The 15,779-nt window shown below is 71.4% G+C and carries 16 protein-coding genes; 3 read left to right on the top strand and 13 right to left on the bottom strand.

All coding sequences use genetic code 11. The features are described from left to right. Positions 1-143: 143 nt before the first annotated feature. Both QM572_RS04780 and QM572_RS04775 read left to right on the top strand, forming a co-directional pair. Positions 144-1,019: a hypothetical protein gene (locus tag QM572_RS04780; RefSeq protein WP_415090586.1), complete on the top strand. Its 876-nt coding sequence runs from the start codon at positions 144-146 to the stop codon at positions 1,017-1,019. A gap of 45 nt (positions 1,020-1,064) precedes the next feature. Next, on the top strand, positions 1,065-1,616 hold the full coding sequence (locus tag QM572_RS04775; RefSeq protein ID WP_415090584.1) for a hypothetical protein: 552 nt from the start codon (positions 1,065-1,067) through the stop codon (positions 1,614-1,616). A gap of 60 nt (positions 1,617-1,676) precedes the next feature. On the opposite strand, the gene folE is transcribed toward QM572_RS04775, so the two are convergent. The 7 genes from folE to dacB form a co-directional block, all read right to left on the bottom strand. After that, positions 1,677-2,294: a GTP cyclohydrolase I FolE gene (gene folE, locus QM572_RS04770; RefSeq protein ID WP_415090582.1), complete on the bottom strand. Its 618-nt coding sequence runs from the start codon at positions 2,292-2,294 to the stop codon at positions 1,677-1,679. A gap of 13 nt (positions 2,295-2,307) precedes the next feature. Then, positions 2,308-4,365 carry an ATP-dependent zinc metalloprotease FtsH gene (gene ftsH / locus QM572_RS04765; RefSeq protein WP_415090580.1) on the bottom strand — a complete coding sequence of 686 codons (2,058 nt, stop codon included), beginning with the start codon at positions 4,363-4,365 and terminating at the stop codon, positions 2,308-2,310. A 45-nt stretch (positions 4,366-4,410) separates the two neighbouring features. Then, complete coding sequence (hpt, locus tag QM572_RS04760) at positions 4,411-4,962, bottom strand: hypoxanthine phosphoribosyltransferase (RefSeq protein WP_415090578.1); 552 nt, start codon at positions 4,960-4,962, stop codon at positions 4,411-4,413. 39 nt (positions 4,963-5,001) lie between these two features. Further along, positions 5,002-6,714 carry an aldehyde dehydrogenase family protein gene (locus QM572_RS04755; RefSeq protein WP_415090576.1) on the bottom strand — a complete coding sequence of 571 codons (1,713 nt, stop codon included), beginning with the start codon at positions 6,712-6,714 and terminating at the stop codon, positions 5,002-5,004. 194 nt (positions 6,715-6,908) lie between these two features. After that, on the bottom strand, positions 6,909-7,916 hold the full coding sequence (tilS, locus tag QM572_RS04750) for a tRNA lysidine(34) synthetase TilS (protein WP_415090574.1): 1,008 nt from the start codon (positions 7,914-7,916) through the stop codon (positions 6,909-6,911). A 100-nt stretch (positions 7,917-8,016) separates the two neighbouring features. After that, complete coding sequence (locus tag QM572_RS04745) at positions 8,017-9,084, bottom strand: zinc-dependent metalloprotease (RefSeq protein ID WP_415090572.1); 1,068 nt, start codon at positions 9,082-9,084, stop codon at positions 8,017-8,019. Then, entirely contained in the window at positions 9,081-10,490 is a 1,410-nt protein-coding gene (gene dacB / locus QM572_RS04740) for a D-alanyl-D-alanine carboxypeptidase/D-alanyl-D-alanine-endopeptidase (RefSeq protein WP_415090570.1), read from the bottom strand. The genes QM572_RS04745 and dacB overlap by 4 nt, the downstream gene beginning before the upstream one ends. Positions 10,491-10,508: 18 nt before the next feature. Between dacB and QM572_RS04735 the strand changes: the two genes are divergently transcribed. After that, positions 10,509-11,000, top strand: coding sequence for an inorganic diphosphatase (locus QM572_RS04735; protein WP_415090568.1), 492 nt, complete (start codon positions 10,509-10,511; stop codon positions 10,998-11,000). 44 nt (positions 11,001-11,044) lie between these two features. Here QM572_RS04735 and QM572_RS04730 read toward each other — a convergent pair whose 3' ends face one another. The 6 genes from QM572_RS04730 to QM572_RS04705 form a co-directional block, all read right to left on the bottom strand. Further along, positions 11,045-11,383, bottom strand: a complete 339-nt coding sequence (locus QM572_RS04730) for a hypothetical protein (RefSeq protein ID WP_415090566.1) — start codon at positions 11,381-11,383, stop codon at positions 11,045-11,047. A gap of 141 nt (positions 11,384-11,524) precedes the next feature. After that, positions 11,525-11,647 carry an acyl-CoA dehydrogenase gene (locus tag QM572_RS04725; RefSeq protein ID WP_415090564.1) on the bottom strand — a complete coding sequence of 41 codons (123 nt, stop codon included), beginning with the start codon at positions 11,645-11,647 and terminating at the stop codon, positions 11,525-11,527. 16 nt (positions 11,648-11,663) lie between these two features. Further along, positions 11,664-12,140: a hypothetical protein gene (locus tag QM572_RS04720; protein WP_415090562.1), complete on the bottom strand. Its 477-nt coding sequence runs from the start codon at positions 12,138-12,140 to the stop codon at positions 11,664-11,666. Positions 12,141-12,258: 118 nt separating this feature from the next. Next, complete coding sequence (locus QM572_RS04715; RefSeq protein ID WP_415090560.1) at positions 12,259-12,609, bottom strand: hypothetical protein; 351 nt, start codon at positions 12,607-12,609, stop codon at positions 12,259-12,261. Positions 12,610-12,766: 157 nt separating this feature from the next. Then, positions 12,767-14,695 (bottom strand): acyl-CoA dehydrogenase, encoded by a 1,929-nt coding sequence (locus QM572_RS04710; RefSeq protein ID WP_415090557.1) that lies wholly within the window; start codon positions 14,693-14,695, stop codon positions 12,767-12,769. A gap of 30 nt (positions 14,696-14,725) precedes the next feature. Then, positions 14,726-15,775, bottom strand: a complete 1,050-nt coding sequence (locus QM572_RS04705) for a phosphatase PAP2 family protein (protein ID WP_415090555.1) — start codon at positions 15,773-15,775, stop codon at positions 14,726-14,728. Positions 15,776-15,779: the final 4 nt, after the last annotated feature.

Raw genomic sequence — 15,779 nt, 5'->3', positions numbered from 1 at the left:
CGGCGGTTGTCACCAAGCCGTGGATCGACGTTTCCGACTCTCGCGGCGCCCGATCGCCATAATGGGGTCGCACGGACAGCCCGGCTCGTGGACCGCGGCAGTGACCCGTGCGCCCCACGGCTCGCGATCCCCGCAGGAGACAGATGTCCATCTCGCTCGCCCCGCGTCGCACCCTCCGCCCGTCGACGCCACCGGCCCGAGCACGCCGCGCGGGCGCCGCGGCGGCCCTGGCGGCCCTGTCGCTCCTCGTGCTGACGGCATGCGGGGGCGGCGGCACGGCCGCGGCGCCGGTGACGGTGACCGTCACGCCGTCCGCCACCGTCGCAGCGTCGGCCTCCGCCTCCGCCTCTGCCTCCGCGTCGAGCGATCTCTGGTGGCAGAAGATCGTCGACCAGCCGCTCGACTTCAACTCGGTCTTCTCCCGCGACGGCACCTACCAGGGGCACATCAAGATCGACGACATCGACTTCGTCTACACGATCTGGTCCGCGAAGGCCACGCCTCGGATGCAGGAGTGGGCACCGGCCGGCACGAAGTACTTCTCGTTCACCTTCCAGGCGTACGACATGCGCCGCCGGCTGCGCGATCCCTTCAAGACCAAGCGCCGGGTCTACCTCGAGCACATGACCATCACCTCCGCGGTCACCGGGCCGACGGCCGCGCCGGTGTCGCCGTACGACCTCGACGGCTGGGCGCCGAACCTCACCTTCGACCCGCAGGCGAAGACCAAGTGCGGGAAGAAGGCGTCGGCCACCGCCGAGGGGAAGTGCAAGTGGGGGATGCTGATCACCTCGCCCAAGGGCGCCTTCGAGATCCGCAACCAGGGCATCAAGGAGATGCCGCTGGACGCTGAGGGCGTGACGCTCACCTTCCAGGCGACGGTGCACCTGGAGGACGACCGCAGCGGCGGGGTCTACAGCACGCACGTCGTGCCGCTGGAGCTGCCGATCGCGCTTTACACCGACGGCGTGACCGGAGCGACCACCCACCCCCAGCCCGTCCCCTACGACGCGAGCTGAGAGGCGGTGGCGCAGATGACTTCGAGGAACCCGAGAGGACCCCTGATGGAATCCCGACTCCGGGCGTCGACCCTGCTGGCGATGCTGGCACTGGTCGCGCTGATCCCGCTCGCGGCCGGGTGCTCCCGGTTCGGCGCGGGCGACAACACCTCGCCGAAGCCGACCGAGACGGTCACCGGGCACGGCAACACCGAGACTGGCCAGAGCGTGAGCGGCGGCAACATCTTCGAGGAGCTCGACGTGAGCACCGACGCCCCGGACTGCGGCACCGTGTGGGTCGTCGGCCAGATCCTGCCCAACGACTACGACTGGTGCTGGGACTCCACCACCGGTGTGCGGCAGCCGCGGGCGGGGGTGCGCTCGGGGCCGTGCGAGGTGGTCACCTTCCGGAACGTGCTCTTCGCCATCCCGGGCTTCGCGATCCAGCAGAGCGCGACCGTGAACGAGGTGGACGGCGTCTCGCTGATCGGCGGCGACCCGACGTACAAGAAGCTGCTCACGTCGTGCTTGCGGACCCCGTGCCCCGACGCCCCCGAGGACTCCAACAAGATGCGGATCCCCTACCCGCAGTGCGACCGGACCAAGACCTCCGGCTGACCGACTCCGGCGCCTGAGCGCGTGCGGCCGTCGAGGACGGCCGACGCCGCGGATCCAGGCTCAGGTGCGGGAATTGATCAGCGCCATGGCCTCGGAGCGCGTGGTGGCACTGGAGCGCATGGAGCCGCGGACGGCGGAGGTGATGGTGCGGGCGCCGGCCTTGCGGACGCCGCGCATCGTCATGCAGAGGTGCTCGGCCTCCATCACGACGATGACGCCCTGGGGCGCGAGGATCTCCATGAGCGCGTCGGCGATCTGGGTGGTCAGCCGCTCCTGCACCTGAGGCCGCTTGGCGTAGACGTCGACCAGCCGGGCGAGCTTCGACAGGCCGGTGATCCGGCCCTCGGCGTGGGGGATGTAGCCGACGTGGGCGACCCCGCTGAACGGGACGAGGTGGTGCTCGCACATGGACCAGAACTCGATGTCCCGGACGAGGACGAGCTCGTCGTGGGCGCCGATGTCGAAGGTCGTGGTGAGCACGTCCTGCGGCAGCTGTCGCAGGCCCTGGGTCACCTCCGCGTACGCGCGCGCGACCCGGGCGGGGGTGTCGAGCAGGCCCTCGCGGTCGGGGTCCTCCCCGATCGCGAAGAGCAGCTCGCGCACGGCCGCCTCCGCGCGGGCGTGGTCGAACGACGGAGCCACCCGCCCGTCGTCGGGGAGCGAGACGCGATCGGTCATGGGCGGGAGGTCCTCAGCTCCCGGCCCCGGGAGCGGGCGGAGGCGTCTCGGCGGGCACCGGGGAGTCGGGCACGTCGGTGATGCCTCCGGGCGGGTTCTGGCCGTTGCCGCCGATCTTTGCGTGGGCCGCGGCGGCCGCGGCGACGTCACGGTCGCGGATCCACTGCGGCACCTCGACGGCGGGCACCTCGGAGGGCCGGCGCGTGTCCGAGCCGGTCCACGCGGGACGGAGCGGGCGGCGGCGCAGCGGCTCGAAGATCTCGGCGATCTCCTCCTTGCCGAGCGTCTCCTTGTCGAGCAGCGCGAGGACCAGCGAGTCGAGGACGTCGCGGTTCTCGTCGAGCACGTCGAACGCCTCCTGGTGGGCGTTGGCGAGGAGCTTCTTGACCTCCTCGTCGACGATGCCGGCGATCTCCTCGGAGTAGTCGCGCTGGTGGCCCATGTCGCGGCCGAGGAAGGGCTCGCCGTTGCTGCTGCCGAGCTTGATCGCGCCGAGACGCTCGGTCATGCCGTACTGCGTCACCATCGCACGGGCGAGGTTGGTCGCCTTCTCGATGTCGTTGCCGGCGCCGGTCGTCGGGTCGTGGAAGATCAGCTCCTCGGCGGCACGGCCGCCGAGCATGTGCGCGAGCTTGTCCAGCATCTCGCTGCGGGTCTGGCTGTACTTGTCCTCGTCGGGCATGACCATCGTGTAGCCCAGCGCGCGACCGCGCGGCAGGATCGTCACCTTCTGCACCGGGTCGTTGTGCGGCATCGCCGCGGCGACCAGGGCGTGGCCGCCCTCGTGGTAGGCGGTGATGAGCTTCTCCTGCTCGCTCATCAGGCGGGTGCGGCGCTGCGGGCCGGCGATGACGCGGTCGATGGCCTCGTCGAGGTGGGCCTTGGTGATGAGCTTCTCGTTCGCGCGGGCGGTGAGGAGCGCGGCCTCGTTGAGCACGTTGGCGAGGTCGGCGCCGGTGAATCCGGGCGTACGCCGGGCGACGCTCGTGATGTCGACGTCCTTGGCCAGCGGCTTGCCGCGCGAGTGGACCGACAGGATCTTCTCCCGCCCGGCGAGATCGGGGGCGTCGACCTGGATCTGGCGGTCGAAGCGGCCCGGGCGCAGCAGCGCGGGGTCGAGCACGTCGGGGCGGTTGGTGGCCGCGATGAGGATGACCCCGCCGCGGACGTCGAAGCCGTCCATCTCGACGAGGAGCTGGTTGAGGGTCTGCTCGCGCTCGTCGTGACCGCCGCCCATGCCGGCGCCGCGGTGGCGGCCGACGGCGTCGATCTCGTCGATGAACACGATGGCCGGAGCGTTCTCCTTGGCCTGCTCGAAGAGGTCGCGCACCCGGGAGGCGCCGACGCCGACGAACATCTCGACGAAGTCCGACCCGGAGATCGAGAAGAACGGCACGCCCGCCTCGCCCGCGACCGCGCGGGCGAGCAGGGTCTTGCCGGTGCCGGGCTGGCCGTAGAGCAGCACGCCCTTCGGGATCTTGGCGCCGACCGCCTGGAACTTCGCGGGCTCCTGGAGGAACTCCTTGATCTCCTGGAGCTCCTCGACCGCCTCGTCGGCGCCGGCGACGTCGGCGAACGTCGTCTTCGGCATGTCCTTGGTGATCAGCTTGGCCTTGGACTTGGCGAACTGCATGACGCCCCGACCGCCGCCGCCCTGCACCGAGTTCATCAGGAACATGAAGAGCACCACGATGAGCACGAACGGCAGGATGAAGCTGAGGATCGAGCCGATCAGGCTGGCCTTGGCGACCTCCGCGTTGTACTTCTCGATGGTGCCCTCGTCGACCTGCGCCTGGACCTTCTCGATCAGCCCCTCCTGAGCGCCGTCGACCCAGTGCGTGGTGACCTCGTCGCCGGCCGAGCGGGTGCCCTTGTCGAGCGTCGCCTTGATCTGCTGGTCGCCGTCGATGAAGGTGATCGACTCGACCTTGCCCTCGTCGATGTACTTCACCATCTGGGAGGTCGTGATCTCGTCACCGCCGCTGCGGGGCGCGAGGTACTGCAAGCCGAGGAGCACGGCCACGACCGCGACGATGATCCAGAGCAGGGGGCTCTTGGCGAAACGCTTCACTCAGATTCCTAACGAACAGGGATTCCCTATTGTCCCCTACGGGCCCTACGAGTAGACATGCGGCGCGAGCGTGCCGATGTCGCGCAGGTTCCGGTAGCGCTCGCGGTAGTCGAGGCCGTAGCCCACGACGAACTCGTTGGGGATGTCCCACCCGACGTACTTCGGCTCGACGGGCATCTGCAGGGCCTCCGGCTTGCGGAGGAGGGTGGCGATCTCGACGCTGGCGGGACCGCGGCTCGACAGGTTGGCGACGAGCCAGCTGAGGGTGAGGCCGGTGTCGATGATCTCGTCGACGATGAGCACGTGCCGGCCGTGCAGGTCGGAGTCGAGGTCCTTGAGGATGCGCACCACGCCGGACGAGGTGGTGCCGGAGCCGTACGACGACACCGCCATCCAGTCGATCTCGACGTGGCGGTCCATCGCCCGGGTGAGGTCGGCGATGACCATGATCGCGCCGCGGAGGACCCCGACGACGAGCAGGTCGCGGCCCTCGTAGTCGGCCTCGATCTGCTTGGCCATCTCGCCGAGCCTGCCCTGGATCTGCTCTTCGGTGAAGAGGATGTTGATCAGGTCGTCCTGCACGGTGTCCGCGTCCACGGTCAGGAGCCTAGCCGTCCGCTCGCGAGGCGGCGCGGGTCACCCACGCAGCGCGGAGGCGACGATGCCCGGGATGCGGGCCCAGCTGCTCTTGCCGGCGAACGCGGTCAGCCGCGCGGCCGTGGTGTTGGCGGTCTTCGAGCTGAGGAACCACGGCGCCTTGGGCGAGAGGGAGAGCTCACCGCCGAGCACGGAGCGGGGGAACGGGCGGAAGGGCCCGGTGACGACGGTGCGCTCGGCGTGGGCGAGCAGGTGGCTGTTGTGCACGATGCCGATGCCGCTGCCGACCTCGTCGAGGGTGTTCCCGGGGAAGGCGCCCCACGTCGCGCCGTGGAGCAGGAAGCCGACGGCGGTCCACGCGTTGACGCCGATGACGCCGTAGCGCAGGCTCGCCAGCAGGTCCTGGAGGCGTGCGCCCATCCCGCGGAGGGTCTTCGGATCGGCGATGATCGCCGCCCCGAGGCTGCCGTCGAGCCGCTCGTTGGCGAACTCGACGGCGTTGGCCAGGAAGTCCGCGCCGGCGCCCGGGAGTGTGGTGTGGCCGAGGACGGGCGCGAAGTACTCGGTGGTGAAGAGGTCCTGGCTGGTCTCGTCGGTGACCTCGACGAGGAGACGGCCCGAGGTGTGGATCTCCGCCTCCGGGTACGACGTCGTGGCCTGCTCCAGCTTGGCCTCGCTGCCGGGATACCACGCCGGGCGGGGCGGCAGCTCGTCGAGCACCGCGCGCAGCTCGTCGAGGAACGCGTCGCGCTGGGGCCAGTCGGAGCTGAGGATCAGGGCCTGGCCCGCGATGCAGTTGTGGCCCGCGTTCTGCAGCCGCTGGGTCGCGACGTGCTCGGCCTGGTAGCGCAGGTCCGCCTTGGACCACTCGCCGGGCACGACGATGATCGGCGAGACGCCGCCGAGCTCGGAGGTGATCTCCTTGGTCAGCTTCGGGTCGCCGGCCGCGCGGCGGGTCCGCGCCTCCTCGCCGGTGCCCCAGACGATGGCGTCGTGGGTGAGACCGCTGCCGGTGATGTGGACGTGGCTGATCCCGTCGTGGCCGGTGAGGTAGCCGCCGACCGCGGCGCCCCCGTTGACCACGCGCATCAGGCCCGCGCCGACGAGGGGCGCGAACGCCATGTCGAGCACCGGCTTGAGGGTCGCGAAGGTGGGGTTGAGCTTGAGCACGCTCGTGCGGTTGGCGGAGACGAGCTCGTAGAGCACGTCGAGCGGCCCGATGCTCGAGACGTTGCCGGCGCCGAGGACCACGCCGACCCCGCCGTTCTCACCGGTGCGGCGGGCGCCGAGCCCGGCTTCGGCACGGGCCTGGTCGACGCTCACGCCCGGCTCGAGCCACACCGAGGCGGAGAAGCCGCTGAAGAGCACCACCTCCTGCGCGTCGCTCGGCAGGATCTTGACCGTCGTGCGACCGCCCGGGCCGGTGCCGGTCGGCAGGCCGTCGATCGGGGACTTCCCTTCGGCCAGCAGGCGGAGCGACCGGGCGACGCCGGCGAAGGCGTTCATCGCGGCGTACGGGCCCGCGAGGGACTCCTCGCCCGCGTAGGCGGCCGGGGTGCGCTTCGCGGCGACTGCGACCTCGGCCCACGTCTGCGCGTGCGCGGCGACGGCGTCGTGCACCTGATCGAAGAGGTCCGCGCGCTGGCGGAGCGTGAGACCCGCCCAATGCTCGGCTCCGGCGGTCAGCGCCGCGATGTCGGCGTCCAGCTCGGCGCGGGTCTCATCGGTGAGGTCGACAGTGATGTGCGTCACGAAGGACCATGCTAGGGGCCTGACAAGAAATTGCGTGCGTGTTGCGCGGTGTCGTGGTGCGTACTGGCCAAGGCGGAGGGCCGAAGGCGGCCGCCAGGCCGTCGAGTGCCCGACAACGCGGGCCAGTGCGTGCCACGGCGCCGCGAAACTCCACGTGACTTCTTGTCAGGCCCTAACGCCTGCGGCGGCTCGTCTCAGGGGTCAGACAGAGCGGGCTGGAACGCGATGGCGTCGCCGGTCCGCACGGCACGGAGAGGACCGGGCAGGTCGATCCACCGCTGACCGCGCCAGCCGGTGACCAGGCCGTCGAGCGCGCGCACGTGCTCGTAGGTCAGCTCCGCGGCGATCGCGCCCGCCGCGAGGGCGGCGAGGCGGAGGATGCGGGTGCGGATCGCGTCCGGGAATCCCGCGAGCACGCCGGCCGGCAGAGCCTCACCCAGCCCCCGCCACTCGGACTCGGCGATGGCGTCGAGCAGCTCGGTGTCGGCGCGCACCTGGTCGGCGGTGCGGGCCAGCGTGTGGGCGATGCCGGGGCCGAGCTGCTCCTCGAGCACCGGGAGGACCGTGCGGCGCACGCGGACCCGGGCATAGCCCGGGTCGTCGTTGTGCGGGTCGTGCCAGACCTCGATCCCCTCGACCTGGCAGGCGGTGACGGTGTCGTCGCGGCTCACGTCGAGGAGCGGCCGGCGGAAGGTCAGCGCACCCGCGGCGCCTGCCGTCGGCGCGAACGACCGCCGCATCCCGGCGATGCTGCGCGGGCCGCTGCCGCGGGCCAGCCCCAGCAGCACGGTCTCGGCCTGGTCGTCGCGGGTGTGGCCGAGCAGGACGACGCGGGCGCCGGCGTGGGCGGCGTACTGCTCGAGGGCCGCGTAGCGGGCTCGGCGGGCGGCACCCTCCGGACCGGCCCGGTCGGGGTCGTCGACCCGCACCGCGATGGTGGCGGTCTCGTCGGCCCCCAGGGCGGCGAGCCGCTCGGCGGTCGCCGCGGCGACCTCGGCGCTGTCGAGCTGGAGGGCGTGGTCGACGGTGGCTCCGATGACCCGCAGACTCCGCTTGCGGCCCTCGAAGATCGCCGCCGACGCCAGCGCCATCGAGTCCGGCCCGCCGCTCACCGCGACGACGACGGTGTCCGCGGGATCGAGGTCGGCGAGCGCGGCACGCACCCCTCGGCGTACGACGGCGACGGCGGGATGGAGGGCCACCTGGTCAGTCTGCCCGACGCACGGATCGTGCCTTTGTTTGATGACACCCCGGGCCGTCGCTGCCTGCCCGGGGTGTCATCAAACAAAGGCACGATTGTGGTCAGCGGCCGGGCACGCGCTGGATCCAGGCCTCGGGGTCGTGGATCTCGGCGAGGGTCGGGAGAGCGTCCGGACCGGACCAGACGGTGTTGAACCGCTCCATCCCGAGCGCGTCGACGACGTGGCGGACGAAGGCGGCGCCGTCGCGGTACTGCGCCATCTTGGCGTCGAGGCCGAGCAGCCGCCGCAGCAGCCGGTCGAGGGCGCCGATGCCCTTGCGCCGCTCGGTGAACCGCGCGCGGATGGCCTCGACCGAGGGGATGACGCTCGGGCCGACGCCGTCCATGACGTAGTCGGCATGACCCTCGAGCAGGGACATGACCGCGGTGAGGCCGTCGAGGATGGCGCGCTGCTCGGGCGTGGTGACGAGGTCGATGAGGCTGCCCCCGGTAGGCCCGTCGCCCTTGACGATCTGGGCGATCCTCCCGACGAGGTCGTCACGGATCGTGCCGGCGTCGGTGAGCTGGGCGAGCTCGCCGATCTGGCCGAGCATGTGGTCGCGCAGCCAGGGGTTGGCGGTGAACTGGACGCGGTGCGTCTCCTCGTGGAGGCAGACCCAGAGCCGGAAGTCGCCCGCGTCGACGCCGAGCTCGCGCTCGACGTGCACCACGTTGGGCGCGACCAGCAGGAGCCTGCCGTGTGGCGCCTCGGTGGTCGAGGTGAACGGGTCGAACTGGCCGAGGACCTTGCCGGCCAGGAAGCCGAGGAGACCGCCGACCTCGACGCCGGTCACCTTGCTGCCGATGGCCTTGCCCAGGCCGGCGGGCGGGCGGGACGCGGTGCTGCCGAGCTTGTCGACGACCGGGGCGAGGACCGTCCGGAAGCTGTCGGCGTTGGCCTGGATCCAGCCCGCGCGGTCGACGACGAGCACGGGGGCGGTGCCCTCCGGGGCGTCGAGGCCGGTGAAGTCGCGGACGAGCCCGGTCGAGCGGGCGGCGTCGGCACGCAGCTCGGCGACGGTCGCGTCGGCCTCGGCACGGCTCACCCGCGGCCCGTCGCCCGCCACGCGCGTGCCGAGCCGGACGCCGAGCTTCCAGTCGATCATCTCGCTCGCACCGGTGGCGGTCATGGGGCGACCGTAGCCGACGGCTGGGCGGTCGCCGTCCCGTCTCCGGAGGCGGTCGCGGAGCAGTGGCAGGTCGCCAGGGCCGCGGCCGCGTCGTCGAGGGCCTGCCGGGCCTTGAGCGTGTTGGCGACCGGCACCTCGTCGGCGATGACGACGTAGACGAGGGGTGTGCCGTCGGCGTCGGTGACGAAACCCGCGAGGGCGCTGACGCCGGTGAGCGTCCCCGTCTTCGCGCGTACGACGCCGAGCCCGCCGTCACTCCCGTCGTCGGTGTAGCGCGCGGCCAGCGACCCGCTGAATCCCGCCACCGGGAGCCCGTACGAGAGCACCTGCAGGTCGGGGTCGGTGGTGGCCAGTCGCAGCACGGAGGTGAGGGCGGCCGGGGTGAGCGCGTCGTCGTGGGAGAGGCCGGAGCCGTCCGCGAGCGTCACGCCGTCGAGCGGGACGCCGAGCTCGGTGAGCGCGGCCGTCGTCGCGGTCGCGCCGCCGCTGAAGGAGCCGTCCCCGGCCCGAGCGCCGACCAGGTGCGCCAGTGTCTCGGCGGCGTCGTTGTCGCTGGTCTGGAGGGTGTGCTCGACGATCTGGCGCAGCGGCGCGCTCTCGACCCGCGCGACCTCGTCGCCGGTGCCGGCGCCGTGGCGGAGCTTGGCGCCGACCGTGATGCCGTCGCTCTCGAGCAGCGCGGCGAAGCGCCGCGCCGCGGTGACGGCGGGCGTCAGGTCGCGGCCGCCGCCCTCGCTGCCGGGCAGCAGCCCCTCGTCGACCCGGAGGGCCGACACCGGGGACACGACGTCCTCGGGCACATAGGTGGACGGCCAGGCCGGGCTGGTAGCCGGGCCGGCGAAGAGGCTGTCGTCGTAGGCCAGGCGGACCACGGTGACGCCCGCGGCCTTGAGGGCGGTGGCGGTGGTGGCCGCCAGCGTGGTGAGGTCGGCCACCGGGGTCTGGGACTTCCCGGTCGGCTTCGACGGCTCGGTGGCCAGCAGCGGGTCGCCACCGCCGACGAGCACGATGACGCCGCTGCGCGGGGAGAGGACCCGGGTGGCGAAGGTCGCCTCGGGGCCGTAGACGTGGAGGGCCGCAGCAGTGGTGAGGAGCTTGGCCGTGGAGGCCGGCGTGGCCGAGCCGGTGCCGACCGAGACCAGGGGGTCGCCCGTCAGGCCCGCCACCTCGGCGAGGACATGGCTGCCGAGGTCGGACCCGGAGAGCCGGCCGCGCAGGACCGCCGCGACCTCGTCCGGGTCGGCCGCCGGCGTACGCGCGGTGAGGGCGGCCGGCGTGGGAACGGAGGCGTCCCAGGGCTCCGGCGACGCGGTCTCCGAGGGCTGGGGGGCCTGCGCGGACGTGGTGAGGACCAGTGCCAGCGCCAGGGCGAGCAGAGCGGCGGCGACGACGGACCACCACTTCACGCGTGGGACACTACCGCCATGACTGTGACGTTCGACGTGCTCATCGAGGTGCCGCGCGGCTCGCGCAACAAGTACGAGCAGGACCACGAGACCGGCAAGATCCGCCTGGATCGCGTGCTCTTCACCTCGATGGTCTACCCGGCCGACTACGGCTTCATCGAGGGCACCCTCGGCGGCGACGGCGACCCGCTGGACGCGCTCGTGCTGATGCCGTTCCCGCTCTTCCCGGGCATCGTGCTCGAGGCGCGCGCCGTCGGGATGTACGTCATGGAGGACGAGAAGGGCCAGGACGAGAAGGTTCTCTGCGTGCCGACCGACCCCCGCTTCGACCACATCCAGGACGTCCACGACGTCGACGACTTCACCCTGGACGAGATCAAGCACTTCTTCGAGCGCTACAAGGACCTCGAGCCGGGCAAGTCGGTCAAGGGCTCCGACTGGGTCGGCAAGGCCGAGGCCGAGGCCGAGATCGAGGCCTCCGTCAAGCGCCTGGCCGACGCCGGTCACTGATCCTCGTTCCGTACGGCGGGTGGAGCACGCTCCGCCCGCCGTGCTCATTCCTGGCGAGTCGGCGCCATGTCGCGCGCGAGCTGGAACACCCGGTCGTCGACGTGGCGGATCTCGGCACGGACAGCGGCGAATTCCGCCCGCAGCTCCGATCTCATGTCACCCATCTCGGTCCGCAGCTCCGAGCCCTGTCCCCGCATCTCGGCGCGGAGCTGCGAGCTCTGACTGTCCAGCTCGGCGCGGAGCTGCGAGCCCTGACTGCCCATCTCGACGCGGAGCTGGTCGAAGCGGCGATTGATGCTCTGGTTGAACGCCCACAGAGCGGCGAAGAGCGGCGCGACGGTGCCCACGACGGTGGCGATGGTGTCGAGCGGCACGGTGGTCACTCCCTCATGGTCGGTGGTCGGTGCATGAACCGCAACCACGCTGACACCCGACACCGACCGATCCCGCGGGGCGCGACACTCGCGTGTGGACAGAGCGGACCACGGATCCCGTCAGGGACGGCGGGTGGCCCCGATGGGATCTCAGACGAGGTCGGGAGCGCGGAGGAAGGCGTCCGGGATCCCGAAGGCGCCCACCAGGTCGCGGGCGTGAGGGCGGAGCTCGCGGCACAGCGTGTTGATCTCGACGTCGCGCCCCGCAATCACGGCAAGGTCGATGAGATCAGCGGGCGACCACGGTGATGCTGCGCGAGGAGGCCGCGAGGCTGCTGCTGCCGGGCCAGGTCACCGTCAGGGTCAGCCGGACCTTGGAGTGGCGCTTGCGTATTCTCTTCGGCAGCGCCCGCTTCAGCTTGGCCGAGGACACCGTGACCTTCCCGCTGAAGGCGCAGCCCGCCAGCGGGACGGTGGCCGAGGTGACGAGCTTCGCGCCCCGGCGGACGGCGACGCTCACCCGTCCCGAGCATGCCGACGCGGGGAAGGACCCGGTCAGGCGGCCCTTGACCACGTAGACGTACGGAGCCTTCTTGTCCCGCTTCGCGCCGGCCAGCGTGAGAGCTGTCGCCGCCGCGGGTGAGGAGGCCGGCGGCGCGGAGGTCCGGACGTCGGTGAGGCCGCTGACGTCACCGGGCGTCCCCCGGCAGCGCCGGTGAGCCCCAAGATCGAGGCGACGAGCGGCACGGCCAGGAGGTGCCGCCACCGACGCATGGCACTTATCGTCAGTCAGAGGGACCCGGGCGTCAATGGCCTCGATGGGTCACGTGAGGCCCGGAGCACGGCGTCGTGCGGCCTCGCCGTCGAGCCGGGCGCCGCCGGGATCAAGCGCCTTCCGGCGCGGTCAACGGCTTGAGAGCCGTCGCGAGCTGGAAGACGCGGTCGTCGATTCGCCGGATCTCAGCGGTCAGTCGCTCCTCAACCCTCGCCGTCTCAGACCGCAGGGCAGCGAACTCAGCCTTCGCCTCCGACCAATGGTTCCCAAGATCGGCCCTGATCTCCGACCGCACAGCCGCCAACTCCGCCTTCGCCTCGGACCGATGGTTCCCAAGATCGGCCTTGGTCTCAGCACGGTGGTCGCGCATCTGCCGACTCAGGTCGGCGTGGACGGCGATGTAGAGGCCGACTGCTGCGACGAGGACGCTCGCGACGGTCGCGAGGGTGTCGAGCGGCATGGTGATCACTCCCTCATAGTGCGGTCGGTGGCGAAGATGTGCAACCAGCCTCACCGCGGCCGCCGACCGAGGCCAGGCCCGGATCTTCCCCTGTGGAGAGCCGCTCCCAGGAGCAGATCCGGGAGAGGACGTGGCTCGTCGTGGGACGCACGAGAGGTCAGACGAGGTCGGGGGCGCGGAGGAAGGCGTCCGGGATCCCGAAGGCGTCCACCAGGTCGCGGGCGTGAGGGCGGAGCTCGCGGCACAGCGTGTTGATCTCGGCCGTGATGGCCTTGGAGCGCTGCACGGTGAGCCGGCCGTGCTCCATCCACCAGGCCCGGTCGGCCTCGATGGCCGACAGCGCGGCCAGGTCGGCGACCTTGTCGAGCAGGTCGCGGGCGGCTCCCTCGGGCTGCGCGCGGACCTTCGCGACGAACGCCTCGTGGATCAGCCGCTCGACATGGGCGCGGCCGAGCGCGATGACGTGGTCCTGGACGTGGGAGAAGACGATGCCGGCCGGCGTGCCCCGGTCGATGCCGCCCTTGAGACGGCGGGCGACCCCGGCGAGCATGTGCTCCTCGCGGAAGCTCAGCATGGCGAGGTGGTAGTCGGCGTCCCTGATGTCGGGCTCGTCGCCGTCGCCGCCCGGGAGCAGGTCGCGGACCCGCTCGATGAGCTTGTGCACGCTGGCCCGCTCGACGACCGTGTCGACCGCCTGGGACGCGACGAAGCGGACGAGCTCGAGCTGGTCCATCGAGGAGAACTCGCCGGCGTAGTCGGTGAGCAGGCCCTTCGCGACGAGCTGAAGCAGGACCGTGTTGTCGCCCTCGAAGGTGGTGAAGACGTCGGTGTCGGCCTTGAGCGCCGCGAAGCGGTTCTCCGCGAGGTAGCCCGCGCCCCCGCAGGCCTCGCGCGACTCCTGGATCGCCCGGGTGGCGTGCCAGGTCGCGAGCGCCTTGGTCCCCGCGGCGCGCGACTCGAGCTCACGGCGGTAGACCTCGGGGTCCTCCGGGCCCTGCAGGTCGCCCCCGAAGGACCGGTGCAGGTGGTCGACCAGGACCTCCTGCGCGGCGGTCAGGGCGTAGCTGCGGGCGATCAGCGGGAGGAGCCGGCGCTGGTGCTGGCCGTAGTCGAGCAGCGGCGTCTCGAGCCCGTCGTCGCCGGCGCCGGTGTCGAACTGCCGCCGCTGGAGGGCGTAGCGGGTGGCGATGCTCAGCGCGACCTTGCTGGCCGTGACGGCGGCTCCGCCGACGCTGACCCTCCCCTGGATGAGGGTACCGAGCACGGTGAAGAAGCGGCGGTTCACCGACTCGATGTCGCTGGAGTAGACGCCCTCCTCGCTGACGTCGGCGAAGCGGTTGAGCAGGGCCTCGCGCGGCACGCGGAGGCCGTCGAACCACAGCCGGCCGTTGTCGACCCCGTTGAGCCCCATCTTGCGTCCGTCGTCCGCGATCCGTACGCCGACGACCGGCTCCCCCGCCTCTCGGATCCGGGCCACGAAGGCATGCACCCCCTGACGTTCGCCATCGATCTCCAGCTGCGCGAAGACGACCGCCAGCTCGGCATGGCGGGCGGCGTTGCCGATGTAGTCCTTGTAGGCGTCCTCCGTGGTCGTCGTGATGACGAACTCCCGCGTCTCGCGGTCGTAGGTCGCGACGGTGCCGAGCGCTGCGACGTTGGAGCCGTGGCCGTGCTCGGTCATCGCGAAGCAGCCCATGACGTTGCCCGCCACGGTGTCGGCGAGGTAGGCCTCGTGGTGGCGCGCGGTGCCGAGCTGGAGGATCGCGCCGCCGAAGAGCCCGAACTGCACGCCCGTCTTGACCAGCACCGAGAGGTCGCCGACGGCCAGGGTCTCGAAGGCGGCGATGGACGCGCCGATGTTGCCGGCGCCGCCGTACTCCTTCGGGAAGCCGAGCGCGGTCAGGCCGGAGCCGGCCATCTCGACGACGACGTCGCGGACCCGGTCGCGGAACTCGTCGATCGGGAGGCGCTCGGCGTCCTCGAGGACCGAGGCGTAGGGCTCCAGGCTGCCGAGGACCAGCTCACGCGTGTCGGCGTACGGGCCGGCGAGGAAGGCGCGGAGCTGACGGGCGACGGTGCTGTCCATGAGGGATCTCGTACCCGGGGACCAGGACCGTCAAACCGTGGTGACCTCCTGCTCGGGACGCATGCGGAGCGCCTCCCGCCGTGCGTAGCCCTTGCGCCGGAAGTGCTGGTGACTCACCAGTCCGCCGAGGTAGAAGGAGACCAGGCCGATCATGATCCCGGCGACGTCGTCGCTGATGTAGTGCCAGCCGAAGTAGAGCGTGGCGCACACGGTGAGCACGAGGTTGATCCACGCGACGACCTTGAGCCAGGCCCACGGCAGCGTGTACTGCACCATCAGGGTGATCAGCAGGGTGATGGCGCAATGCAGGGAGGCGAAGCCCGCCACCGTCTGGGCGGTCGTGGACTGGGCGTCCCACAGCATCGACTGCCGCGCGAGGACGAGTGAGTGCATGAGGTCGCTCGTCGGGGTCTGAGCGAGCGTCGCGTAGATCTGCGGGTACTGCAGGCCGGGGCCGATCGTCGGCAGCGCGTAGTAGGAGATCGTGCCGAGGGTCCACGCCAGCGCCTGGGAGCAGACGAACCAGTAGCCGTAGGCCAGGTTGCGCGACCAGACGCACCAGATGGTGACGCAGATCGGGACCAGCGACAGGAACCAGATGTAGACCAGCGACAGCACCCAGGCGGAGACGCTCGTGCCGAAGATGTCCTGCATGAGCACGCCCGGCTCGTGGCCGAAGAGAATGGCGCGGTCGATCAGGTGGAGCTCGTGGTCGTACTGAGCGCTGATCAGCGCGGGCAGCGCCGACTTCAGGTTCCGGTAGGACACGTAGACGATGTAGAACGCCAGGATGCCGACCACGACGAGGGTCAGGCGCTCCCTGTTCCAGTGGGTGCGCAGCCGGGCCTGGGCGACGGGCAGCATGGCGCTCGGCCGGAACCTCGACAGCCACAGCGTCCGCGGCAGGATGTCGAGCAGGATCGCGCCACCGAGCAGCAGCGGAAGGCGCAGCCACGTGGGCCCGAGGAAGCTGCCGTCGGGATCGACGAGCGGCCGGTCCGTGACGATCGAGACGATGACCGCCGCGACCCCGATGCCCACCGCGTTGACGAGCAGCAGGAGCTGGGCACGGCGGTACACGACC

This window comes from Nocardioides sp. (genome assembly GCF_047607365.1).
Lineage (GTDB): Bacteria > Actinomycetota > Actinomycetes > Propionibacteriales > Nocardioidaceae > Nocardioides.
This window is presented reverse-complemented; position numbering and strand designations above follow the sequence as displayed.